23 protein-coding genes and 2 pseudogenes are annotated in these 24,538 nt (G+C 33.5%); 24 read left to right on the top strand and 1 reads right to left on the bottom strand.

Going from position 1 to position 24,538, the window contains the following annotated elements; all coding sequences use genetic code 11:
* Positions 1–101: 101 nt before the first annotated feature.
* Genes FS666_RS12665 through FS666_RS12675 form a run of 3 tightly spaced genes read left to right on the top strand, consistent with a single transcriptional unit; the run spans position 102 to position 3,863 of the window.
* Positions 102–1,358 carry a tyrosine-type recombinase/integrase gene (locus tag FS666_RS12665; protein ID WP_144598619.1) on the top strand — a complete coding sequence of 419 codons (1,257 nt, stop codon included), beginning with the start codon at positions 102–104 and terminating at the stop codon, positions 1,356–1,358.
* Between the two features lies 1 nt (position 1,359).
* Entirely contained in the window at positions 1,360–3,402 is a 2,043-nt protein-coding gene (locus FS666_RS12670) for a site-specific integrase (RefSeq protein WP_186306528.1), read from the top strand.
* Positions 3,387–3,863 (top strand): hypothetical protein, encoded by a 477-nt coding sequence (locus tag FS666_RS12675; protein WP_144460376.1) that lies wholly within the window; start codon positions 3,387–3,389, stop codon positions 3,861–3,863. Before FS666_RS12670 ends, FS666_RS12675 begins: the two co-directional genes overlap by 16 nt.
* 23 nt (positions 3,864–3,886) lie before the next feature.
* On the opposite strand, the gene FS666_RS12680 is transcribed toward FS666_RS12675, so the two are convergent.
* The gene (locus FS666_RS12680; protein WP_144460378.1) at positions 3,887–4,078 is read right to left on the bottom strand and encodes a hypothetical protein; all 192 of its coding nucleotides are present in this window, start codon (positions 4,076–4,078) and stop codon (positions 3,887–3,889) included.
* Between the two features lie 124 nt (positions 4,079–4,202).
* Between FS666_RS12680 and FS666_RS12685 the strand changes: the two genes are divergently transcribed.
* From FS666_RS12685 to glnA, 21 genes and pseudogenes are all read left to right on the top strand, one after another.
* Entirely contained in the window at positions 4,203–4,430 is a 228-nt protein-coding gene (locus tag FS666_RS12685) for a helix-turn-helix domain-containing protein (RefSeq protein ID WP_144460380.1), read from the top strand.
* A gap of 62 nt (positions 4,431–4,492) precedes the next feature.
* Positions 4,493–6,145, top strand: a complete 1,653-nt coding sequence (locus tag FS666_RS12690; RefSeq protein WP_186306529.1) for a dsDNA nuclease domain-containing protein — start codon at positions 4,493–4,495, stop codon at positions 6,143–6,145.
* A gap of 8 nt (positions 6,146–6,153) precedes the next feature.
* The gene (locus tag FS666_RS12695) at positions 6,154–6,687 is read left to right on the top strand and encodes an ABC-three component system middle component 1 (RefSeq protein ID WP_144460384.1); all 534 of its coding nucleotides are present in this window, start codon (positions 6,154–6,156) and stop codon (positions 6,685–6,687) included.
* Positions 6,677–9,373, top strand: coding sequence for an AAA family ATPase (locus FS666_RS12700; protein ID WP_144460386.1), 2,697 nt, complete (start codon positions 6,677–6,679; stop codon positions 9,371–9,373). The genes FS666_RS12695 and FS666_RS12700 overlap by 11 nt, the downstream gene beginning before the upstream one ends.
* A 118-nt stretch (positions 9,374–9,491) precedes the next feature.
* A complete protein-coding gene (locus FS666_RS12705) occupies positions 9,492–11,252 on the top strand; it encodes a type IA DNA topoisomerase (RefSeq protein WP_144460388.1) in 1,761 nt (586 codons plus the stop codon).
* Positions 11,253–11,331: 79 nt separating this feature from the next.
* Positions 11,332–11,550, top strand: coding sequence for an antitoxin VbhA family protein (locus tag FS666_RS12710; protein WP_144460390.1), 219 nt, complete (start codon positions 11,332–11,334; stop codon positions 11,548–11,550).
* Between the two features lie 37 nt (positions 11,551–11,587).
* Complete coding sequence (locus tag FS666_RS12715) at positions 11,588–12,199, top strand: Fic/DOC family protein (protein ID WP_186306582.1); 612 nt, start codon at positions 11,588–11,590, stop codon at positions 12,197–12,199.
* A gap of 553 nt (positions 12,200–12,752) precedes the next feature.
* On the top strand, positions 12,753–13,352 hold the full coding sequence (locus FS666_RS12720; protein WP_144460394.1) for an antirestriction protein ArdA: 600 nt from the start codon (positions 12,753–12,755) through the stop codon (positions 13,350–13,352).
* Positions 13,353–13,449: 97 nt separating this feature from the next.
* Positions 13,450–13,731, top strand: a complete 282-nt coding sequence (locus FS666_RS12725) for a hypothetical protein (RefSeq protein ID WP_144460395.1) — start codon at positions 13,450–13,452, stop codon at positions 13,729–13,731.
* Positions 13,732–13,807: 76 nt separating this feature from the next.
* Positions 13,808–15,088, top strand: a complete 1,281-nt coding sequence (locus FS666_RS12730) for an ImmA/IrrE family metallo-endopeptidase (protein ID WP_144460398.1) — start codon at positions 13,808–13,810, stop codon at positions 15,086–15,088.
* 66 nt (positions 15,089–15,154) lie between these two features.
* On the top strand, positions 15,155–15,325 hold the full coding sequence (locus FS666_RS19830) for a hypothetical protein (protein ID WP_186306581.1): 171 nt from the start codon (positions 15,155–15,157) through the stop codon (positions 15,323–15,325).
* 133 nt (positions 15,326–15,458) lie between these two features.
* Positions 15,459–15,878 (top strand): hypothetical protein, encoded by a 420-nt coding sequence (locus FS666_RS12735; RefSeq protein ID WP_144469095.1) that lies wholly within the window; start codon positions 15,459–15,461, stop codon positions 15,876–15,878.
* Positions 15,879–15,931: 53 nt separating this feature from the next.
* A complete protein-coding gene (locus tag FS666_RS12740) occupies positions 15,932–16,171 on the top strand; it encodes a hypothetical protein (RefSeq protein ID WP_144460402.1) in 240 nt (79 codons plus the stop codon).
* On the top strand, positions 16,158–16,760 hold the full coding sequence (locus FS666_RS12745; protein WP_144460404.1) for a hypothetical protein: 603 nt from the start codon (positions 16,158–16,160) through the stop codon (positions 16,758–16,760). The genes FS666_RS12740 and FS666_RS12745 overlap by 14 nt, the downstream gene beginning before the upstream one ends.
* 156 nt (positions 16,761–16,916) lie before the next feature.
* Positions 16,917–17,258: a hypothetical protein gene (locus tag FS666_RS12750; RefSeq protein WP_144460406.1), complete on the top strand. Its 342-nt coding sequence runs from the start codon at positions 16,917–16,919 to the stop codon at positions 17,256–17,258.
* 66 nt (positions 17,259–17,324) lie between these two features.
* On the top strand, positions 17,325–17,774 hold the full coding sequence (locus FS666_RS12755) for a DNA N-6-adenine-methyltransferase (protein ID WP_144460407.1): 450 nt from the start codon (positions 17,325–17,327) through the stop codon (positions 17,772–17,774).
* 390 nt (positions 17,775–18,164) lie between these two features.
* Positions 18,165–19,304, top strand: a pseudogene (locus FS666_RS20315) (recombinase family protein); the annotation flags it as partial.
* A 517-nt stretch (positions 19,305–19,821) separates the two neighbouring features.
* A pseudogene (locus tag FS666_RS12765) lies at positions 19,822–20,232 on the top strand (stage V sporulation protein K); the annotation flags it as partial.
* A gap of 88 nt (positions 20,233–20,320) precedes the next feature.
* On the top strand, positions 20,321–21,571 hold the full coding sequence (hflX, locus tag FS666_RS12770) for a GTPase HflX (protein ID WP_120072363.1): 1,251 nt from the start codon (positions 20,321–20,323) through the stop codon (positions 21,569–21,571).
* 18 nt (positions 21,572–21,589) lie between these two features.
* Positions 21,590–22,861 (top strand): methionine gamma-lyase family protein, encoded by a 1,272-nt coding sequence (locus tag FS666_RS12775; protein ID WP_120072365.1) that lies wholly within the window; start codon positions 21,590–21,592, stop codon positions 22,859–22,861.
* A 156-nt stretch (positions 22,862–23,017) separates the two neighbouring features.
* Positions 23,018–24,352 (top strand): type I glutamate--ammonia ligase, encoded by a 1,335-nt coding sequence (glnA, locus tag FS666_RS12780; protein WP_120072368.1) that lies wholly within the window; start codon positions 23,018–23,020, stop codon positions 24,350–24,352.
* Positions 24,353–24,538: the final 186 nt, after the last annotated feature.

Below are 24,538 nucleotides of genomic sequence, written 5' to 3' on the forward strand. Positions count from 1 at the left end.
GTAGCTATTTTAAGAAAAAGATAGATTAAGAGTAACTATGTCCAAAATTCGGGGGTTAATCCGATTTCGACCTTACCTTTTTAGATATTAGCAATTTTCCGATGCAGATTAGAGGTGACATTTTAGAGTTCATCTGGTGCGGGTCTGGTACATTTTACACTAGGCAAAAGTCCAATTATTTAATTAAAGATTTCTATAAATTCTTAGAAAAAAATTCTTCTGAGTCCTTACAGACCGAGTTTGAAATAGAAAATCAGATAGACCATAAGACGCTTTTTAAATATCGTCAAAAATTGGAGTTCAAATATCCTGATACTGCAACTTTGAAAAATGCTTTAAAAATTATCAGAAACCTTCTTAAATACCACGGGAAAAAGTATAGTATTACAAGTAGTATGTTGAAAGTGTTGAATTTAAATAATCTAGAGAAAACATATGGCGGAAAACCAATTACAGAAGACGATTTAAGAATTATTTACGATGAATTTAAAAAGTACAGTGATAAAAATAAATTAAGTTTAATCGTCTTTGAAATATTTATTCTTACTAATTTAAGAATCGGTGAAATACTTAATTTAGAAAGGGATTGTATAGAATATAAAGATCCCTTGGGAAGAGCTAATATTAGATATCTATCTAAAACAAGCAATGGAGAGTATACAAGTCAATTAATGTCTGAAAAGGTTACTTATTTACTTGAGGAAGCAATTCGACTTACAACCTTAGTAGCTGACTATGATTCTCCTTTATCAAAGTATATATTTATCGAACCTGTGCAAAGAAAGATTAATAATAAGCTTAAAATTATAGATTTTGCCTACCTTTTTAAAAAGGTTTTAACAAAGATAGAGGACCAATTGGAGAATAAAAATTATAGTGTAAACAATTTAAGGCATACATACATTAACAATGTTTATAAGGAAGGTACAAAACTCAATTATTCATTGCCTAAGTTGGCAGCTATAACAAATAACGGGTACAAGACTGCAAAAATGTATTACCGAAAAAATAACGAGATTGAATTGTACGTAGAAGCATTATCCGGTGTAACACTTACCGATGTTGACATAAATGGCGAAATTAAGAAGGTTAAGAATAATGAATATAAAAATAGTGTGAAGGACAATTTGGGGCATTGTAAGGAAAATACATGTGTCTTTGAAGCAATGGAATGTTTAATATGTCCGCATTTTGTAACATTTACAAATAGAATACCTAAGTTTGAAAACAAAATTAAAGCACTGAATAGTACCATTAAAAACACCTCTAATCCAATAATAATAGAAGAGGCTGTTTCTCAGAAAAAGCTATTATCTCAGTACTTAAAAAATATGATAGCTCTTGAGGAGAATGATTAGTATGGAACAAGTAAAACTTGATAAACAACATAGTGAAGACACAAACCTTTTTGACGCCTTTCAGAGCAAAGAAATTCAAGGAATGCAAATTTCAAAACTAAGTACATTTAAGAGTCAAATTTGGGATTTTAGTTATTTAGATAGCGAGGAAAGAGCGACTAAGAGTAGTTTAGTTAAATTTCAAGGAGTTCCAAAAGAATATTTATTTTACATTAAAACTCACGCTTTAAAACAAATAAAACTAGATAATAAAGCATTCAGTACAATTAATAAAAATATTGATTTACTAAAAACAATAAGCAGGGAATTTATAGAACGAGGTATAGACAGTATATTTAAAATTTCTACCGATGAAGTAAAAGAATATCTTATGGAAAAAGAAAAAAGCTGTTCATTTCTTTATCTTGAAAGACTGACTGGTGCTTTGAAATCTTTTGTTAACCATCTTGATGAATATGAAGGTATAAATTATGAGAAGCTAATAGACTTCTTAATGGAAAAGCAAAGAAAATATTCTCAACATAGAAGTAAGACCGCGGTTAATGAATACATTCCAGATGCATTTTGCAACCAGTTAGTTTCTTGTGCTATCAAGGACTCTGAGAATGTAAGTTTGGAGATAGATGAGAGGATTGTGGCTTGTTTAATTATTATAGTAGCTGAAACAGGTATGCGAGCAGAAGAAGTAACTCATTTAAAAACAAATCAGCTTCGTACTTACAAAGTTAGTGAAAAGAAACAAGTGGATTATTTGCACTTTAAAACCTTTAAAACCATAAGAGGCAACGGATCAGAGTCTACTTATTGCTATTTAACACCAAACGCAGCTAAGGCTTATAAATTAGCAGAAACCTTGGTTGATCAAGCTATTAATAATTTGAGTGAATTTGTGTTTATGAAAAGAATTTATGAATTAGCGACCAATCAGGAGATCCCAAAGTTAAAACATTTAAATTCTGAGCACAGGGCTATCATCAATCAACTTAAAAATAAACAATTAAGTGATTACGAGAACAAGCTAAGAGAATATCTTTTTATAAGTAGTAAGACTGGAAAAAGAAGAGTCGGCACTGCCCCATTAACTGAAAATTATTGGAAGTTTATCATAAGAAATTACGAAGAGTTAAATAGTGTTGATTTAACCAACGAAGAAAGAGAGTCTTTGAACTATCTTCAGGTTACGAGTAAAGCAAGGTATAAAAAATGGTTTAATGTTGATTTCAGAAAGAAAAATACATTCGAAGAAACAAGAAAAATAAAATATCCTTATGTCAATCTTCATCGCTTTAGAACAACAGTATGTACAAAATTGTTTAAACAAAAGGTTCACATCGATTTTATAGTAAAGCACATGAATCATATCTCAGCAGATATGACTAACTACTATAACAAGAGTTATCAGCTTGAGAACAAACTGGAAAAAAGTATGGAGCATATAAAGGGGTTAATTAACGAACAAGGACTATTAATCACAAATAAAGAAGAAGCTTCTGAGGCGTATATAAAAAATGAATTAGAGTTAGAATCCTCTGTTGAGAAAATAAAAAAGGTCAACAACTTTTTGATGAAAAACAATTTAAATATTAAAAGGGATGTAAAAGAAGTTTTAAATATACTCAGAAAAACGAATTCTCCAGCTGCCGAAAATGAATTTGGTATGTGCTTAAGAAGCATAATTCATAGTGTGTGTGAGCGAAGGAAGTATTTCCATACTTTTGATGATAATTATAACCTAGAAATAAAGCTGGACTCTTACAAGTTTTTAAATTTCGAGTACGAAAGGTTTAAGCAAAAATTGGAGGTAGTAAACTATAATAAATCCCTTGTTGAAAAGGAACCTGGGTATGCTGTTGAGTTTGATAGAGAATTAAAGGCTCTGAATAAATTTGTTGATGAGGTCTTAATAAGACAATTAGAGTCATTAAATAAAGATATAGATATAAAAGGCGAAAATGCGATACTCGAAGAATACCCCAATCTAAAAGAGATAGTAAGTAATAGAAATGAGATACTAACTGAGGTGATAACTTGGAAAAGATCATAAAGAAAATAAATGGCATATTAACTCAGATTAATTTGCCACCTACTGATGCAATTCCGGAAAAGACACTACAGAGATTAATAAACTTTGAAGAATATGCTAGTAATGTTGAAAAGTTAAATACAGAAAGCATTGAGGAAATCAAAAAGAGAAAGATGACCAAGGTTTCAATATCAAATTCTCATGAGTTAAATATATCTAGAAAAACACTTTATAACGATAAAATTCTGCTGAAGTATGTAGAAGCAAAGATTGAGAAGCAAGTTGACTACTTTAATGAAAAGAAGTTGATGAAGCTACAAGAGCAATACCAAGAATTAAAATTGCAATATGAGAAAGTAACTGATCATTTATTAGATACCAGTATACTTCAAGCAGAAATATTACAGTATAAAGAAAAAATAGAAGAATTAATCCAGGATAAGAATAGATTATATATGATGCTGCAAAAATATGAAAAGTAATTAAATTAAAACTGTTTGGGTTACTATGATTTTCTTAAAAACCATTTCAAGTGATTGTAACCTTCTCTAGTTATTAACAATGTATTTCCTTTTTTGCTAACACTGTCTTTAAGAAGGATTTTGGAGTCGTTTTTCCAAAGTAAGTAAATATACTTTTCATTTTTTCCTAATTTTAAGCTAGCTTCTTTGGCTGTCAGTATATTGTTCCAATCCATTTTTGCATTCCTCCATCTTTATTGTATATTAGCTTTATTAGATTATTTAACCAAGGGGAATTCCTCTTCGGGATGCTACTTATAGTCTGTCGATTTATAGTCATCATTTTATCAGAATTATGATATGAAGACTAATAAAAATCAAAAACGAATCTTAATAACAATTGGAAATAACATTAGGAAATACAGACTTAAAAAGGGTTGGTCACAAGAAGAACTTGCGTTTGAATGCGAATTGCATAGAACTTATATAGGTGCGGTGGAAAGGGGAGAAAGGAATATAACCGTATTGAATTTAATTAAGATCAAGGAGAAGTTGGATGTTAAGATAGGAGATTTATATCCAGATTAAGGTATTATGTGAAACTTATGAATGCTTATTTATTACAAAACCGTGATGAAGAGGAAGATACAATGGAAAAAATAGAGATGGATAAAATAGAAAAAATAGTAAGCGCGATAAAGAAAAAGGAAGAAGAGTTAGATCCTATCATCCAGGAAATCATTCAAGATAACATAAAGAATAATAGTAAAGATGATTTTTATATGCTGTTAAATAAATTACTAGATGAGCAACCTGGAGAAGATGGAGGACAAAATGCATTAACTGGATTTTATTTTCAAATGTTGTGTACTCTATATTATCTCGCAGAAGTTCTGGAAGGAAGATGGGATTTTTTAGTATTAGAACTTCATCAAGATATAATTGTTGGTAATAGTTCAACAATAAGATTTACTCAAGTGAAATCTGAAGTGACAACTAAGAAAAAATTATCAAAAGAGGTTACAAAAACAGAGTTATATACGGGAGGATGGGTTCAGAAATTAATATCGATGGCTAGACTTTTTCCAAAAGGGCAAGGTGTAGAAACAGAATTTGAACTTATGACAAATTTTATAATAAAAGATTCTCCAACTGTAAAGGTTGAACATTATTTATATAATAAAGATTTTGATCATCACATAGCAGATGATGATCACCTACTTCAAAAAGTTAATGATTTTAAAACTAGAGGTCTAGATGATAAAGATTTTAATTACGAAGTTTCTTGTAAAGAATCGATTAAAGAACTGTTATCTAGATTCCGAATCAACCCAAAAGCAGTAGATATCAATAATCTAGAAGATTTTATTGGAACCGTTTCAAATAAATTAGGTCGATTAATACATGAATCAGTGGCAATTTCTTTTAAGGATATAAATTACCTTATTGGTGAACTTTGTTTTGAATGTAATCATTCAAACCAGGGTTCTTTAATGTATATTGATAATGAAAGGGCATTTGAATTCTTGCAGATCCTTAAACAACGGGTAAGTTCTAACCTAGAAGAATTCTATACAACAACGAATAATAATATATTAATTGATGAAATTGTTACAAAAATTAATTCAAGTTATACAGAACTTAAAGAACCAATGAAAAACCAAATATATGATGAATTAGAGAAATTTAGAATTTATTTAAAGAATAGTATAAATGATGAGGGATTTTCTATAAATGTAATGGTACATCGTTATTTGGAGGGTAAATCCTTCTCTTTAAAATATAATTCAATGCCTCCCTTAAAATTAAAGGAGAAAATAGAAGAAATATTTAAGACGCTTTTAATTTTAAATGTGTTACATGACGACGACATAAATTTTTCAAATGAATTTACAAGTATTTTAATAAAAGAGGCTAAGAATTCTTACATATCATTAGTTGGGCTTGATACTGATCAAACAATGGAAGAAGGATTAGAAAAATTAAGGAATATTATAGAAAAGGCGACTGACAAAGAAAAAATACTAATTTTGATGAAAGAGAATCATACGATATTTCAAGGGGAATATGATGATGAAGATATTCAGGAAAAACAAACAATTGATGCTAGTGAAGTAATTAATTTTGAGAATGATTTTTTTCCACAAGAAAAAAGTATAAAAGATGTTGATTATCATTGGACGATAATACCCGGCAGGAAGTTTATAGCATACTTAAGAAGAGTTAGAAGATATGAGGATATATATACTTTTAAACATGATGTTCGAAAAGGATTAGGAGTTTTCTTTAAAGTGGGGGAGTAGGTGAAGATATGGAGTTTAATCAAATTAAGGAATGGTTAAGAAAAAGTAAATTTATAGTAATACATTCAGATGATTTCTATCCAGAATACTTTTTTTGTAAAAGAGAGCAGATAAACGTGATAGTTAAAGAATATGAAAATGATGGTATATCTAGTGAAGTAAGAAATGATGCGGTGAATATAAGGAATATCTTAAATAAAATTGGTGAGAACATATGGAATTCGTATCTTTTTGTATGCAACAAAAACGGGGAAATTGATATCTCGTATTCAATAGAAAAAGATTCTATAGGTATAAGAAAGTATGTAATTAATTCTAAAGAAGATTTTAGAAGGATTCCATTTTTAGACAATAATCACTTCAGTGATAGTAATGATTTACCTTTCATTAATCTACCAGAAATTGACGAAAGTTTAACATTTAAGAAGGTCGTTGACTCTATAATTTCCAATGATGGGCTTCAAAGAGAATTAAATAATAGCGAAGTAAAAAACATATTAGCAGAGTTATATGGGATGGATGTGGTGAATAATGAGAATTGAACAAATTAATATTGAAAATTTTCGTTGTTTCAAAGGGTTAAATAAATTTAATGTAGATGGAAAAACCATAATTATATTTGGTGAAAATGGATATGGTAAGAGTTCCATTTTTGACGCAATCGAATGGTGTTTAACCGGGGAAATAGATCGTTTTAAACAACCGGGAAAAGGTCTGAATAAAAAAGTTATTGCTAATCGTCAGGCTGAGGAAGGTGAAAAATGTTCCGTTGAATTGACAATAGATGAAGTGAAATTCATAAGGTCTTTTCGCATTTCGGAAAATCCTAGAGAAAGTATAGTTGTAAAGAATTTATCAGATAAAATAATTGCTCAGGGAAAAGAAAACGTTGAAAAGTATATTGAGGAGAATATCGCAAATAAAAACACTAATAAGAAGCTACTTTCTGCCTTGATTAAAAGATCTCATTTATTGGCACAAGATCAAATTACAGATTTTGTGTTGAGAGATAATCCAAAAGACAGATTTAATGCTTTAGCTAACATAATGGGATATAGACAATTAATAAATATGGCAAAAAACTTAAATAAGGTGAAAAATAATGTTAATCAGTACATATCTAGTCTTTCCCAAGATGTTTCAACGTATAACCAGATTATTGATTCCAAACAAAAAGAAAAAGTGGAATTTAACTTAATCGATTTTAATAATCAATTAAATAGATTAGGAATTAATATTGATCAGGAAAAAGAACAAGTTCAGTCTGAAATAAAGAAAAAAGAAGAGATATTACTCGATAGTAAGAGCAAATTAGACAGTAAACTTTCTCAAATACAAAAAATTAATAATCCAGTTAAAGAATTGTCTTATAATAATTTGAATGACTCTCTGATTCATTTACAAAGCCTAATTCAAAAAGATAGGGAAGATATAAATAGGATAGAGTTACTAACCGAAAAAATAAATAGTGAAAATAAAGATATCACATCGAAAATAACTAATATTGAAGCACAAAATAATTTATTTGTTGAAAAAGAAAAATTGGAGAAAGAGATAAGTATCCTGGATTCTGAAATAAAAGAATATGGCTTTCTGGAAAAAGATATTACAGAACAGCTCAATCAAATAGAGCATTATCAAAATCAACTTTTTTATGCACAAACCCATTTAGAGAGTTATTTAAAGGATCAGAAAACAATTGAAGATAGTTTAAGAATAATGCAATCAAATAGATTATATATAGAGAAGTCAAAGAGAAGAATATCTAGATTTAATAAATATCTAAGTATATTTAACCCTTTACTAGATAACGAAAGAGAATCTACCTCATTAAATAATTTAAATGATGCTATTAAGGAAGTTTATAGTTACGTAGAGAAAAATAATAAGGATAAAGTTTGTCCAGTATGCTCAACTGAAAAAGAAAATCTATCGCAAACGATTTTGGATAATATAGAAAGAAACCTATATATCATTCAAAAAAATTCGAATAAGATTTCAAAAACTAACGATATAGTAAAAAGGATAAATAATAAAATTAATGACTTAACTAAAAGTATATCAAAAATAAATAATGAACAAAAAAATTTAAAAACAAATTTAGAATTAGCAAAAAGTAATATTGATGTAGTTAGTAAAAATGCTTTGTTCAATAATGAACTATTTGAAATGAGTTATGAAAAAATAACAGCCGAACTTAAAGTTTCCTCTGAAAGAATTAATGAGTTTAACAGTATGAAAGTAAAATATCATACTATAACAACATTAAAAAATAAATTAAATAAATATCCCAGAACAAAAAGAAGCGAAAACTTCTTAACGGAGAGCGATTTACAATCTAGGCTTAAGACTCTAGATAGAAGAAAAAGCTTTTTACAAAAACAGAAAGAGAATAAAGAGAAGATAATATCAGATAACGAGTCAATGTTCAATAAAAATAATCAAATTTTATTCATGTTGTCAGATATCTTACCTAATGATAAAAAAGATGTTACTATTGAATCGGTATTTGAAGAGATTAGGAAAGAACGTAATGAAATTACTGTACAAATTGATTTAATTAGGAATGTTTATGATACATATCAAAAATTAATAAAAAACTCTAGTGTAGAATCCTCTATTAGGGAATACAATGAAGTAGTTTCTAAAAAGAAAAAAGAAATGGAAAATTTTACGCAAGAATATAATATGATTGATGAATTTAGAGAAAGGATTTATGAACAAGTGGGTGATAAAGCTTCTGATTTATTGAATAAACCAGATTCAAAAATCCAGAAGTACTTTAGGTACTTAAATCCAGTGCCAAATGTGAGTGAAGTTCTCTTTGATTCACCGAATCCAGAAGAACTTGAAATTATATTGTCCTATAAAAGTACTAGCGAAAAATCTGAAAACAAAATTAATGTTCAACATTCTTTAAGCTCTGGTCAATTATATGTCCTTGCTATTTCGGTTTTTTTAGCTATAAATGAAGAACAAACTGTTAGTAAATTAGATTTTGTGGGTATTGATGATCCAATCCAAAATATGGATGATGTCAATCAATTTTCTGTTTGTGATGTATTATCAACAATTGAGAAACAATTGATATTCACCACACATGATTGGGATTTTTTAAAACTTTATTTAAAGAAAAATGAACATAAAAGTGATTCAATTCAAGTTTTTTTATTGGAAAACAAGGATAGCTTAGTGACCAACATTAAAAAAGTTACATTTAATAATTGATATTTTATAAAAAAATGTGTAACAAAATAATTTTTTAAAACATTGAGGAAATGTTTAAATGGCAGGCTTTCATCGCTAATACACATTTCCTCAACTTGTTATAAGTGAAGGGGAAAATATTGCTAGAAGTATTATTAAGTTGTCCGGTGCTAGTGGTAAACCAACCAAAAGATTATGGATTAATTCATTAGAAATAGACGAAATACAAAAAGGTTTTAGTAATTTAAAGAAAGGAAATGATTACTTACCTCTTTATGAAGAAGCAAAAACGAGACAAATTAGTGATTGGTTAGTGGGTATCAATGCTTCGCGATTGTACACTTTACTAATGCAAAAAAAAGGATTAAGAGGGGTTTATAGTGTTGGTCGAGTTCAAACACCAACACTTTATTTGATCTACAAAAGGCAAAATGAAGTTGAAAACTTCCAGTCAAAGCCTTTTTACGAATTAGTTGGTGATATTACTACAGATGCAGGAACCTTCAATGCAAAGTATAAAGAAAGGTTTGATCAAGAAGAAAAAGCCAAGGAACTATTACAATCACACGGCATTACAGATAGAAAAAATAATGGGGTCATTAAGAGTGTCGAAAAGCAATTGAAAAAATCAAAGGCTCCTAAACTCCACTCTTTGTCTACCTTGCAAACAAAAGCAAATAAAAAATGGAAATATAGTCCATCGGAAGTACTAAAAATTGTACAGGGATTATATGAAAAGAAATTGGTTACCTATCCACGTACAGATTGTCACTTTATTACCGACAATGAATTTAATTATGTGAAAGAAAAACTATCCGAATACCAATCCTGTTTGGGTATTCAGTTTGATGTAGCCTATCCAAATGCAAGAAAAGGATATGTTGATGGAGCAAAGGTTCAAGAACACTATGCACTAATACCAACAAAACAAGTCGCCCATATAGACGACCTTTCGGAAAAAGAAAGAAATATTTATAAAGAGATCCTTTCTACCACGCTATCCATGTTTGCCCCTGATTATGAATTTGAAGAAACAATAGTTGAGATTGATGTTAATGGGCTTATGTTTCATAAAACTGGTAAGATTGAAAAAAGGAAAGGGTGGAAAGTTTTACTTGGAGAAGAGTCCGAGACAAAAAAAGAAGATGAACCTGTCCTTCCTGAAATGAATGAAGGGGATTCCTGTTCTGTCACTGTGTCGATTAAAGAAGGAATGACCAAACCGCCCAAATTGTTCACCGAAGGGAATCTTATCCAAGTTATGAAGAATGCCGGAAAGGAAGTCGATGATGAGAACGTTAAGGCAATTTTAAAGCAGACAGAAGGGATTGGAACGGAAGCGACAAGGGCAAACATTATTGATACTTTAAAGCATCAGGAATATATTGAAATTAAGAAGAATACCGTTTACGTGACGCCAAAAGGAGCATTGCTTTGCCAAGCAGTAGACGGCACTCTTTTAGCTAGTGCTGAAATGACGGCAAAATGGGAGCAGTATTTATCAAAAATCGGTAAAAATGAAGGATCTCAACAAACGTTTCTTGATACAATTGAAAAATTCATTTTATCTTTATTGGATACTGTGCCGAAACAAGTAGAAAATATAAAAGAACAGATTGACCAGGCAATGGAAAAAACATTCATTGGTATATGCCTTCAATGTCAAAATGGAAAAATAGAAGATAAAGGTACTTTTTATGGTTGTACTGGCTATCAGGATGGGTGTACATTTACTTTACCAAAAATTTATTTAGGAAAAAAACTATCTGAAACAGATATAAAAGCATTGTTGAACGGTAAACGTACAAAATTGATTAAGGGCTTTAAAAGTAAAAAAGGCAAAAAATTTGATGCTTACCTACGAATTGAACATGGAAAGATAAAGTTTGATTTTCCTTAATTAAAATGGCTTATTCTGTAATTTGTCTTTGTAGTAAAGGTAATTGGATTGTGATATAATATAACAAAGAGGTGATTTCATGGAAATTTGCGGAGTGAAATTTACGGATCAGAAACAATTTGAAGCTGTTAAGGCAAGCATTCATTCATCAATGATTGAAGGGTTTAAACCTACAAAAGAAAGTGTTGAACATATTAAGGCTGTTCTGGATGGTAAAATGACAATGGAACAATTAGCTGAATTTCATAAACAGAACGAGAAAAATATGTACTTAAATCAGAATGCTTTTTCTAACTGACGAAAAAGCATTTTTATTTTTTGTTGAGGTAAAGAAAATGAATTTTTACGATAAACATTTTGATTATAAAAATAATGTTTTGAAAAATAAAATTGGTTTGAAAAGAAGTAGTGAATTGGAAATTTTTGAAGCAAAGGCTTCAACTATTCGTCTAGCTGAACTTAGGAACAAGAAAATAGCAAAAAATTTGTCTATGAAAGATTATAAAGAAATTCACAAATATCTGTTTCAAGATGTTTATGATTGGGCAGGGGAATATCGTACAGTCGATATTCATAAAGGGAATACATCTTTTTTGCCTTGTCAATTTATTAACAAAGCCGAAGAACAGCTCGAACAATCAATCCAGCTTTTTTTAAGCAACAAAAACAACTCAAAAGAATTCATTTGCAAAGAGTTAGGAAAAATCTTATGTGATTTGAATTATATGCATCCGTTTAGAGAAGGAAACGGAAGGACACAAAGGGAATTTATAAGGCAGTTGGCTGATTTAAAAGGCTATGCGTTAGACATAACTCCTAATAATGATCTGTATATGATTGCATCAATAAAAGACGATGAAATATTAATGTATGAAGCATTAAAAAAAGACATTAAAAGTAAAAAAAGTATCGAAAAAAATAAATTTAAAAATGAACACGAAAAATGATGTATCCTCTTTTTTTGCTCCTTACGTCATACTACAGTATGATTTATGTCTTTATTGGAAAATGAAATGTGATACTATATAGATACTATATAGATACTCTATGAGCTTAGAAAGGTGATAATATAATAGTATGAGGGTTAAACGCCTTAGAATCCCCCTTTTTTAATCCTATACGAAGTTAGCAAAACTTTGTATAGGATTATTTTATTATAAGGACTTCTATTTAAATAGGAGTCCTTTTTTGTTTAGTTTAGAAAGTGGTGATATTGATAGGTATTTTTAAATCTTTTATTATGAAACATTAAAACACGCCTATTATGATGAAGGGGTGATAAAAACAGAAATTGAAATAACGGAAGATTCTGTTGATTTGGATGAATGGGATGGTCGAAATTGGACGGGATGTTGAAGAATATATGAGTGCGATTAAGTCACTGGACTTAAAAGTAGGATTTACCAAAGAAAAAATTCGGAACAAGAGTTGGAACGTTAAGGGCTTAGATTATTAAGCTCTTTTTCTTTTGATAAAAAATTTAAAAAAAGGAGAAAGAATATGAGGATTTATGTAGCAAATTTAGCGAAGTATAATGAAGGTGAGTTAGTCGGTGGTTGGTTTGATTTACCAGTAGAGATTGAAGAGATTTATCAAACAATTTTTGAACCTCATGAATTGGATTCAAACGGTCAGCCGCATGGAGACTTTGCTATTCATGATTATGAGTTGCCGTTTGAAATTAGTGAGTATGAAGATATTGAAAATCTTAATAAAATGGCGGAGTATTTACAAGGATTGGATACCGCTGAACCTATATTGGCAGGTAATTATGATATGGGGGATGTTATTAGTTTTGCTCAAGAGACTGAAAAAGAAGAATATGTTGAGGATATTATTTATACAGAGGATTTAGATGAATATGTGCAATATCGTTTAGAACAAGGTGGTTGGCAGGGTGTTAAGTTTATGTTAAAAGATATTAATTATATTAACGATGATTATTACCGAATCAATGGTTATGGGAATATAGAAGAGGTTCCACAAAACTATCATGAAGAGTTAGTTCAAGAAATAATGAGTGAAATAAAGGGCGATTTTTTAGAGCAAAAAATATCTAAATCTATGAATAAAAATAAACAAACTGAATTAGAGCGATAAGACCTCTACTTTTATGTTGTAGACGTGGAGCGATAGAACGAAAGAGACTTCACATAATAGGAGTCTCTCTTTTATTTTTTTAGGAGTGAGGTTTTCTATGGATTTGTCTGTTATATCTTACGGAGAAAATTTAAATGTTACGTTGGGTGTGATAAAAGAGTTTCGAGAGGAAAGTGTGGTGTTTTCCCTAAATGGGGAAGAAGTTGTTATTCCTACATCCACTAATACGTTGAACCGATTAAAGGAAATGGTGGAGGAAAATGAATTTGCTCTCATTCCGATCCATATGGAGACAAAAACGGTCATTTTGGATTTTAAAATCCCTGAACAGGGATTGGCTGAATTAGTAGAAGGGATTGATGAACCGCATTTGTTATAGATCATGAATTTCAGAAGATGGAGTCGGCTCGTACCGGCTCTTTTTTTCTTTTTTTAATGATCAAGGAGGACACAAAATGGCAAAGACACAATATAAGGGAAAAACATGGGAAGATAAACGGAAAGAAATTGAAAACTTGACCAATAAAATGGAAAGGCAAATAACTGAATATTTCCATAGCCCTGAAAGTATTAAGGAATATTTGAACTTTATGGGGAAGTTCCATAACTATTCCGTAAACAATACCTTATTAATTCAAGATCAATTCCCAGGAGCCACGGCAGTAGGTTCTTTTAAGTTTTGGAAGGATAAAGGATTTGCTGTTAAAAAAGGTGAGAAAGGCATAAAAATCCTTGTGCCTAAAATTACCACATACTTTGAGCGTGGGGATAAAGAAGTTCAAGTAAAATACGCAACGAAAGAGGAAAAGGAGCAGATTGCCAATAAAGAAATCAAAACGTATACACGCACTTTTTTCGATGTAGGGCATGTATTCGATGTATCGCAAACGACAGCGACACCGGATGACTTGCCAAAGATTTTTCCGAATCGTTGGTTAGATGGTTCTGTTGAAAATTATGAATCTATGTATCAAGCACTTGAAAAGGTTGCTGAAAATAGTGGAATCAAAATTGTGGAGCCTTACTCTGAATTAGGAAGTGCAAAAGGAGTTAGTTATACCTTACGTAAAGAAGTTGCGCTTAACCCACGTAATACGGAGTTGCAGAATGTAAAGACATTGGTTCATGAGTTAGCACATGCCGTATTGCATACCGAAGAAACATATGATCAATATAGTGCGCAAGAAAAAGAATTTCAGGCTGAAATGGTTGCTTATACAGTGTCTAGTTACTTTGGGTTGGATACTAGCGAATACTCATTACCGTATTTGCATCATTGGACAGAAGGGAAAAAATTAAAAGAACAGGAGAAGTTGTTAAAAGAAGTAAGGGAGACAGCACATGAGTTCATTTCCATCATCGAAGAAGAAATAGTTAAGGAAAGGGGGAAAGAGATGGAAAATAAGAGAGAACATGAAAAGGTAGATCCCTATCAGGAAGCATTGGTCATTCAAGAAAACTATGGACTATTATCTAATATTGCAGAATGGGAAAATGAAAAGTTTTTGAATTACTTAAAGTCAGTTGATGAAGAAACGTTTAAAAAATATATAGAATATAAAAAAACATATGAAAGAGAAGTGATAGAAGAAAAGAATTTAGCCCATGAATTGTGGGAAGCGTGGGAAACATCGGAAAATGAAGTAAAGAACGATTTGTTAAAAACGGAGAAAAAAGAAAAAGGAAATTGGGTGAATAGGAACAGAAAAAAAGTTATGCAGGAAATGGAACGATAAGGGGCTTCTAGTAAAAAGAACCGTCTAGGGGTTCTTTTTTTTATTTTGTTCAGGAGGTAAAGATTTATGCGAAACTACTTGCAAAATTTGAAAGAGGATTTAGAACTAATGAGTAGCGAGCAAGCCACTATCACGGTTAGCAGAAAAGACTTAGAAAAGCTTGTTGAATCACATGAAAAATTGTTAGCTTACCAGCAAGACAAAGAAAAGAAAAGGGCAGTGGATAGGGAACGGTAAAAATACGGTATTCTTTATTCTAATCTTAAATTTAGATTGTTTAAGTCTATTAATAAAAAGCAAACTGAATTAGTGTGATAAGACTTCTATTTTCTTCTGTAGAGGTCTTTTTTCATGGAAGGGTGTGTATATGGTGTATGTTGTTGAAATAGACGCAAGAAAATTAACAAATAAAGCGTATGACAAGTATCAAGACGATTATTATTACAAACATGCTACCAACAATGGGGCTTTCTCGACTGTTCATCCTGATGCGCCTAAGTTAAAAACAAAAAAACAATTTATGCGGTTAAAGGACACAGAAAAAATGGTATTGCAAGAATTGAAAGATATGGGGATAGAAATAAAGGAAGAAACTTTTTATTCACCAAATAATAATAAAATCATTTTTTCATTACACGAAGATCGTCAAGATGCTATTAAAATTACGAATAGCCTATGGGGGAAAGGTTTAGATGCCTTATACGTAAACGACTATAATTTGGTTGAAAAAACAAAGCAAAGGTTGGAAGCGACAAAATCAAAAAATTCATCTTTTGAATTAGAACGCTAGGCAGTCCTCACGTTAGGATTGTCTTTTTTAATATAGAAGGGGTTGATAATAATATGCGAATCGCACCAATGTGGGAAACCGAAAATGCTCTTTATCATTTTCGCGAAAAAGACCGAGCAGAATATCATACTGGGGAAAAGCCAAATTTAAAATATGCAGTGTTAGATAGGGACTTCTTCATTAGTACATGGCAACGAAAAGACATGGATGGGATTCATGAAATTTTCGACACAGAAAAAGAAGCGTATAATTATATTTTTGATCAAAATAAGTTTTTATTTGGACAAAATTGATGCACTATTTGCAGAAAAGACAGAAGAGTTAAATGTTCGAGTTATTGCTTATCAGTTTGATGAAGAAAAAAACTTACATGTTTTATGTCAAAGAGATTCTGATCGCTCTTATATATCATGGTCATCTTATTATACAGGTGAAAAAAATAGTTCATTCGAGAATTTTTACAACGGTAAGTATGATATGGATTTAGGGCAAGGAATACGTGAGTTGAAGAAACGGAGTGGTAAGGAAGTAGATGTAAATTATCCCATGGTAAAAGAATTGACGAGTTTAGGAAATGATCGGAATCGAAATTTTTCTGAACTTGCAAATGAAGAACATGATGAAAAAACTTGGGAAATAATGACTTCTTTTTATAACGATTGTCTAAAGTTTTGGAGAAAAGAGCAAGAAAAGTATGGCAATGTGAGTAATGAGGAAGTTCAGAAATTGGCTTTAAGGGATGTTTCTGTCATTACAACTAATCCTTACTCTCCCAATGGAGAAAAACTGGATGAGAAAACACAGGAAAAATGGATTAAAAATAAGAAAAAACAATTAGTGAATACAAAGAATGCGAAATTATTCAAAAATCTTGAACGTTAATATGGAAGGGCGTATAAATGTGAACTTAACAAGAAGATGCTTTATTTGCTATCAATCTTTTAAAAAGGGATAGTTGTTTTAGATGGGGATTCCACTTAAAACACAGCATGAAATTAATTTTAACCCTCTGTAATTTTTACATGAGGTGATATTTGTATGGAATTATCCAAAAAATTTTTATCAAATTTAAAGAACCGTTTACTACAGAATGAAGCTATTGAAAGATATAAGGGGAGGGATGGTGTAAAAAATCTTGCTATAGATATTGGTGATTCTTTGGAATTACTTGAAGCTAAGGAAGCAAAATATGTAATAGAAAAATCTTATCAAGAGTTGGTTCACGATGTGTATGGCGATCAGGAAATGGATGAAAAGTCATGGAAATTATGGATAGTAGAAGGCATGGGGAATGTTCATGAAAGTTTACAACAGCAAGTAATAAAAAATACGAGCGTTTCGGCACAGAAAGCGAAAAATGAAATCTATTTAGATCGGTAAAGAGCTTCTTTTATATAGAAGTTCTTTATTTTTTTGCCTTAAATCAAAGAAAGGTTGTATTGATAGATGGCAATTAATAATGGTTTATTTACGTCAAATACAGATATGTGGGCTACTCCACAAGATTTCTTTGATAAATTGAATGCGGAATTCAATTTTGAGTTAGATGTATGTGCAACAGAAGATAATGCAAAATGTAGTAAGTATTACAGTCCAGAAGAGGATGGCTTACAGCAGGAATGGAAAGGAATGTGTTGGATGAATCCTCCTTACGGTCGTGTAATTGGGGATTGGGTTAAGAAAGCCTATGAATCTTCTTTAAAAGGGGCTACAGTTGTTTGTTTATTACCGGCTAGAACAGATACAAAATGGTGGCATGATTACTGTATGAAAGGTGAAATAAGATTTGTAAAGGGCAGATTAAAGTTCGGTGACAGTAAAAACTCTGCTCCATTTCCAAGTGCGGTGGTTATCTTTGGGGACAAAGCGAAAACCAACACTTTAATTGCAATGTAACCAAACTTCATCACATTAAATTTTGAATATGCTAAATCCGGCAATATTAAGGACTCTTATCCAAATGGGATAAGGGTCTTTTTTTGTTTTTTAAAAATATTAATTTGGACAAACCATCCCTTCATACATTGTAAAAAAGGAAAGGTGGGAGGCGAACTGAAAAAAGAAAATCAGTGTAAATCTTATTATAAAATAAAAGTTACGCATCCGAAAAACCAAACTTCCCTTGAAGATATAAAATCCTCTTTGGCGTTTAAGGATATAGTTAGAAAGATATTAATACATTATGAAACTAACAAATAATAAGTATATCCCCACTGGCATTTATCCAAAAAGGGGATATACTTATTTGTATAAACATAAAAAATAAAACGTTATAGAGGTGTTATAATGATTCAATTAAAGGGAGAAGAAAAACTTTCATTAGAACAAATATTTAATTTAATAGGAAAAATAAATGCGATAATATATGCTCGTGTATCAACAGCGGATCAAGCGAAGAAGGGGTATAGTATTGAGTCACAAATTGAAATGTGCAAGCAAAGGGCGTTATCTAAGTTTGGATTTAAAGAAAACGAATTAGTTGTTGTAATAGAAGATGGGAGGATGGGCGATGATCCTAATAGACCTGGATTAAATTATGTGCTGTATCTCTTAGAAAAAGGAATTGGAAAGAAGTTAATTATGCTCCACCCTGACAGGTTCACTCGTGATAACACATTACAAGGTGTTATATCAAGAAGAATTTGGTCAATGGGTATTGATATTGAATTTATTGAATTTGAAGTTGATCCTGATAATCCCGAATCAATGTTGATGTATAACATTCAAGGGTCAATTGCTCAATATAATAAAGCGAAAATTTTAGCTAATTCAAGAAGGGGAAGAGTGCAAAAAGCAAGAAAAGGAGAACTTCCTAGTTTTAAACGTCTATATGGATACAAATATGATAAGAAAATTCAATTGCTTGAAATTAACGATGAAGAAGCGATGGTTTATATAGATATGGTTGACATGCTGTTAAATCAAGACATGAGTTGTAATCAAATAGCGCAAGAACTTTCAAGAAAAGGTATTCCTGCTCCTAATGGGGATATTTGGTATCAGACAACGGTTACAAGAATTTTAAGAAACGAAAGCTACACCGGTAATTATTATTATGGAAAATCAAAAGTAGTACAAAAAGACGGAGAAAAAAAGCAAGTTCCCCAACCACGAGAAGAATGGATAAAAATTGCTATCCCCCCTTTGATTGACGAAGAAACATTCTTATTAATTCAAAAAAAGATCGATGCCTTAAATAAAGCTAAGGGCAGAAAATCAAAGTCATATCTACTAAAAGGGATAGTGAAATGTGGGAGATGTGGTGCATCGGCTGGTTCAGGAATAACATCAAAGGTTAAAAGCGGAGTTTATAAATACTATTCGTGCAGAAATAAATCGGCTAAAGGGTATATTGTAGGGACAGGAAAAAAAGCAAAAAAATGTGAAGGAGTTAATTGGAGGGTAGACATTGTAGATGAAATTGTTTGGAAATGGCTACTCGATAAAATAAATAATCCCGAAACCGTTATTAAAGAAATTACAAAAGAGTTAAGCGATACACACAAGTTAAGTTCCCTAGAAAAACAAAAAGATGAAATTCAAAAAAAGTTAATTGAACTAGAAAAAGAAGAAACTAATTATGCAATCCTTTTCGGGAAAGGGAAAATAACTGAAAAACAATTTGATGACTTGACTAATCCAATTAAAAGACAAACCGAATCCCTTCAATATGACTTGAACATCATAAAATCAAACTTAATAACTTTAAAGGGAGAATATAATGAAACCGAATTAATAAAGAAAAATATAAAAAAGTTTCAGGAGGTTATTAAAGGCAATCTTGAAATGAAGGATAAAAGAACAATCGTACAAATGTTTGTCGAGAGAGTGATATTAAACGAAGATTTTACTATTGAGATTATTACTAAATGGGGAAGTAATGAAAGCAACCCTAACCAATATAGTCAAGTCGAAAAAAATGCCTACCCACATAAAAAACAAAACAATGTTCAAACATATGGAAGACAAACAGCATACATTCATATTAATATTGGCGGGATATTCAAAGGAAATGGACTATTTTTTGAGCTTGAATCCCGGACTCCAGTCCCGTTTTCCGCTTGTGTTCGAGTTTCCTGACTACTCAGTGAATGAACTGATGGAAATAGCCGGCCGTATGTTAAAAGAAAAGCAATATGAACTGAGCCGGGAAGCCGGATCAAAACTAAAGGATCATTTGATATATGTGAAGGCGAGAAACAAGCCTTCCTTTTCCAACGGGAGATACATTCGGAACATAATCGAAAAAGCAGTGAGGTCGCAGGCGATGAGACTTTTGACAGAGCCCCATATCAACCGGAATGATTTAATGATGCTTCATAGCAATGATTTTAAGCTGACTGAAAATACTTAGTGTTACCCGCCTTAAGGCGGCTTTTCTTTTTTTAATTTAGCCATTTTTGCTATGATGGGAGAAGAATGCAAAGAAAGCAGGGGATGTTGTGCAATCAGCAGAGAAAGAAAAAGTGATTCTCGTCGGCTGCCAGCTGGATGAAAACGACCGAAAGTTCCGCTATTCCATGGATGAGCTCGCTTCGTTGACTGCCACTGCCCGTGGAGAGGTTATAGCAAAGCTTCAACAAAAGCGGGAACGCCTGCACCCTGCCACTTATATCGGCAAGGGCAAGCTGGAAGAGCTTCATCGGCTTGAAGAAGAACTGGAACCGGATTTGGTCATTTTTAATGACGAACTGACCCCGACGCAATTGCGAAATTTGCAGAACGTGCTGTCAAGCAGAGTCCTGGACCGCACTCATTTAATCCTTGACATTTTTGCCCAGCGTGCAAAATCAAAGGAAGGGATTCTGCAGGTTGAACTGGCCCAGCTTCAATATTTATTGCCAAGGTTATCGGGCCAGGGGACAGCTCTTTCAAGGCTTGGAGGCGGAATCGGGACAAGAGGGCCGGGAGAAACCCAGCTTGAAACAGACCGCCGCCATATCAGAAGGCGGATCGATGATATCAAAAGCCAGCTGCAGACGATTGTCAAACACCGCGAAAGGTACCGCAAGAGGCGGAAAAAGAACAACACGTTCCAAATTGCGATTGTCGGATACACAAATGCCGGAAAATCCACATTGTTCAACCGGTTATCGATGGCAGAATCATTTGAGGAAGATAAACTTTTTGCCACACTTGATCCTATGACGAGAAGAGTCGTGCTTCCAAGCGGCTATTCTGCGCTGATAACGGATACTGTCGGCTTCATACAGGATTTGCCTACGACGCTGATTGCCGCTTTCCGTTCAACTTTGGAGGAGGTAAATGAAGCGAATCTTCTGCTTCATGTTATTGACAGTTCAAATCCGGACTATTTCAACCACGAGCGGACAGTGAACGAATTGTTAAAGGAGCTGGATATGGAACATCTTCCGCAGCTGATCGTATATAATAAAGCGGACGAGGTGCGTTCGGATTTCGTTCCGAGTTCCGGAGAAACGATGTTGATCAGTGCGTTCAATGAAACGGACAGAAACCAATTAAAGAAGAAAATCGAAGACATGGCTGTTGCATCCATGCAGTATTATCATGTCATTGTACCTTCTGATGAAGGCCGGCTGCTTTCGGTTTTAAAGAGTGAAACCATTTTGAGGGAACTCATTTTTCTTGAAGAAAAGCAGGCCTATAGATGCAAAGGGTATGTTCTTCCAAACCACCCGGTTACCGGGTCTTTAAAATTATTTGAAATATGAAGGGGTATCTAAAACAAGATGTATAAGTATTTACAGCATGAAAAGACATTACGGCCTTTGATTGAAAAAGCCGAAGAGAAAATAAGCCTAATCCACCGGAAGATAGATCGTGTAATTGAAGAAAATCAGTATAAAGTGTTACGGAGCTTTCAGGAGCATCAAGTGGGTGAAATCCATTTTACGCCGTCAACCGGTTATGGGTACAATGATTTGGGCCGGGAAACGCTGGAAAAAATTTATGCAGATGTGTTTGGCGGAGAAGCCGCCCTTGTCCGGCAGCAAATCGTTTCAGGAACCCATGCAATCGCCATATCCCTGTTTGGCGTACTGCGCCCTGGTGATGAGCTATTATATATTACGGGAAAACCATACGATACGCTGGAAGAAGTGGTTGGCATCCGTGGAAATGGGAGCGGGTCGCTGAAGGAGTTCGGAATCAGTTACAACGCTGTACCGCTCATGGAGAACGGCAAAGTGGACTTTGAAGCCGTATCGCAAGCGATGGAACCTAATACGAAAGTCATCGGCATTCAGCGGTCCAAAGGATACGATGACCGTCCTTCGTTCACAATCAAAGAAATCGAAGAAATGATCCGCTTTGTAAAAGAAATTGATCCACAGGTGATCGTTTTCGTTGACAATTGCTACGGTGAATTCGTTGAAACGCTTGAACCATGTAATGTTGGCGCTGACTTAATGGCGGGCTCCCTTATCAAAAACCCGGGCGGAGGCTTGGTGAAAAGCGGCGGTTATATTGTCGGAAAAGAAAAACTGGTTGAAGCCTGCTCATACAGGATGACTTCTCCGGGACTGGGAGCCGAATCAGGAGCTTCTTTATATACCCTTTTGGAAATGTACCAAGGATTCTTTTTGGCGCCGCATGTGACAGGCCAGGCAGTAAAAGGCGCTGTATTCACTTCAGCCTTTTTGGAATTGCTCGGACTTCAAACTACGCCAAAATGGGATGATTTCCGGACTGACCTGATTCAAGCGGTTCAATTTACAAATGCTGACATGATGATAGAGTTCTGCCAGGCAATCCAGGCAGCCTCACCAGTTGATTCATACGTTATGCCTTTTCCTAGCGAAATGCCGGGGTATAACGACCAAGTCATCATGGCTGCAGGAGCTTTTATTCAGGGTTCAAGCATTGAATTGTCTGCTGACGGTCCCATCAGGCCCCCATATTCCGCCTATGTACAGGGCGGACTGACATACGCCCATGTAAAAATTGCCATTGTATCTGCAGTAGATCGTTTAATGGAAAAAGGTTTGATTCATGTCAATTAAGTGTATACATAAGAATGACAGCATTTTACTGCTGTCTTTTTAAAATAAATCTTGACAGGAAAAAACGCAGGAATTATATTACTAAAGTAATATTTTTCTCGCAGAGATTGTTTGCTGCAGAGTCATTCTGCTTCACACGGGAGGAATTTTAGTTCGATGGGAATATTTACGAAAGAAAGTATTACACAGCTTGCTGAAGAGCAAAACGTGAAGTTTGTAAGACTGCAATTCACGGATATCGTAGGAACGGTCAAAAATGTGGAGATCCCGATCAGTCAATTGGAAAAGGCACTCGATAACAAGATGATGTTCGACGGATCTTCAATCGAGGGGTTTGTACGGATTGAAGAGTCTGATATGTATTTGGTCCCGGATCTGGATACGTGGGTCATTTTCCCATGGACTGCCGGAAAAGGGAAAGTGGCCAGAATGATTTGCGATGTCTACCATAAATCTGGAGAGCCGTTCTTGGGTGACCCAAGAAGCAATTTGAAACGGGTTTTAAAAGAAATGGAGCAATACGGCTTCACAGAATTCAATCTGGGCCCTGAACCAGAGTTCTTTTTATTCAAGTTGGATGAAAAAGGTGCTCCGACTCTTGAGCTGAATGACAATGGCGGTTATTTTGACCTGGCCCCTACGGACCTTGGAGAAAACTGCCGCAGAGATATTGTGCTCGAGTTGGAAGAAATGGGATTTGAAATCGAGGCCTCCCACCATGAGGAAGCGCCGGGCCAGCATGAAATCGACTTTAAATATGCGGATGCTGTAACAGCGTGCGACAATATCCAGACATTTAAGCTTGTTGTCAAAACCATTGCACGGAAGCATGGGCTGCATGCCACATTTATGCCTAAGCCGCTGTTCGGTGTGGCCGGTTCCGGTATGCATTTTAATATGTCATTGTTCAAAAATGGCAAAAATGCCTTTTATGATACAAACGGGGAGCTGGAATTGAGCGAGACAGCCTTCCAGTTTATGGCCGGTATTATTAAGCATGCCCCGGGATTCACTGCGGTCACTAACCCGACAATCAACTCGTATAAACGGCTTGTTCCGGGATATGAAGCCCCTTGTTATATTGCATGGTCTGCCCAAAACCGCAGCCCGCTTGTCAGGGTGCCTTCATCAAGGGGCCAAAGTACGCGGATCGAGCTTCGAAGTGTGGATCCGACAGCAAACCCCTATTTGGCAATGGCTGCGCTCTTAAAAGCTGGTTTGAGCGGGATCAAAGACCAACTGACACCGCCGCATGCGGTTGACCGCAACATTTATATTATGAACAAACACGAACGTGAGGAAGAAGGCGTAGTTGATTTGCCGCATAACCTTGAAGAAGCGCTCGTGGAATTGAAAGCCGACGAAGTAATCAAAGAAGCTTTAGGACACCATATCTTTGAAAACTTTATCGAAACGAAGGATATTGAATGGGAGATGTTCAGAACACAGGTACACCCTTGGGAGCGGGAACAGTATATGACGCTTTATTAAACAGAACGGACGGAGAGAAACACTTGTTTCTCCGTCCTTTTTTATTGAGTAAAGTATAAGATTTTTTAGCTTTAAAATTTTGAACAAAGCCATTTGTTGTCTAGCTCCAGCGCCTATCGACTAGCAGACTTCGCACCTCCTCCTACGATAAGTCAACATCGGCTCGTTCCTCGCCGTGTTTCCTTT

It is taken from the genome of Siminovitchia fortis (genome assembly GCF_007681465.1).
Lineage (GTDB): Bacteria > Bacillota > Bacilli > Bacillales > Bacillaceae_C > Siminovitchia > Siminovitchia fortis.

Bases quoted from the DNA above. Each gene is read 5' to 3' on its own strand.
- FS666_RS12665 (WP_144598619.1), top strand. From the start codon at position 102: ATGCAGATTAGAGGTGACATTTTAGAGTTCATCTGGTGCGGGTCTGGT.
- FS666_RS12670 (WP_186306528.1), top strand. From the start codon at position 1,360: ATGGAACAAGTAAAACTTGATAAACAACATAGTGAAGACACAAACCTT.
- FS666_RS12680 (WP_144460378.1), bottom strand. From the start codon at position 4,078: ATGGATTGGAACAATATACTGACAGCCAAAGAAGCTAGCTTAAAATTA.
- FS666_RS12685 (WP_144460380.1), top strand. From the start codon at position 4,203: ATGAAGACTAATAAAAATCAAAAACGAATCTTAATAACAATTGGAAAT.
- FS666_RS12690 (WP_186306529.1), top strand. From the start codon at position 4,493: ATGGAAAAAATAGAGATGGATAAAATAGAAAAAATAGTAAGCGCGATA.
- FS666_RS12695 (WP_144460384.1), top strand. From the start codon at position 6,154: ATGGAGTTTAATCAAATTAAGGAATGGTTAAGAAAAAGTAAATTTATA.
- FS666_RS12700 (WP_144460386.1), top strand. From the start codon at position 6,677: ATGAGAATTGAACAAATTAATATTGAAAATTTTCGTTGTTTCAAAGGG.
- FS666_RS12710 (WP_144460390.1), top strand. From the start codon at position 11,332: ATGGAAATTTGCGGAGTGAAATTTACGGATCAGAAACAATTTGAAGCT.
- FS666_RS12715 (WP_186306582.1), top strand. From the start codon at position 11,588: ATGAATTTTTACGATAAACATTTTGATTATAAAAATAATGTTTTGAAA.
- FS666_RS12720 (WP_144460394.1), top strand. From the start codon at position 12,753: ATGAGGATTTATGTAGCAAATTTAGCGAAGTATAATGAAGGTGAGTTA.
- FS666_RS12725 (WP_144460395.1), top strand. From the start codon at position 13,450: ATGGATTTGTCTGTTATATCTTACGGAGAAAATTTAAATGTTACGTTG.
- FS666_RS12730 (WP_144460398.1), top strand. From the start codon at position 13,808: ATGGCAAAGACACAATATAAGGGAAAAACATGGGAAGATAAACGGAAA.
- FS666_RS19830 (WP_186306581.1), top strand. From the start codon at position 15,155: ATGCGAAACTACTTGCAAAATTTGAAAGAGGATTTAGAACTAATGAGT.
- FS666_RS12740 (WP_144460402.1), top strand. From the start codon at position 15,932: ATGCGAATCGCACCAATGTGGGAAACCGAAAATGCTCTTTATCATTTT.
- FS666_RS12750 (WP_144460406.1), top strand. From the start codon at position 16,917: ATGGAATTATCCAAAAAATTTTTATCAAATTTAAAGAACCGTTTACTA.
- FS666_RS12755 (WP_144460407.1), top strand. From the start codon at position 17,325: ATGGCAATTAATAATGGTTTATTTACGTCAAATACAGATATGTGGGCT.
- FS666_RS12775 (WP_120072365.1), top strand. From the start codon at position 21,590: ATGTATAAGTATTTACAGCATGAAAAGACATTACGGCCTTTGATTGAA.
- glnA (WP_120072368.1), top strand. From the start codon at position 23,018: ATGGGAATATTTACGAAAGAAAGTATTACACAGCTTGCTGAAGAGCAA.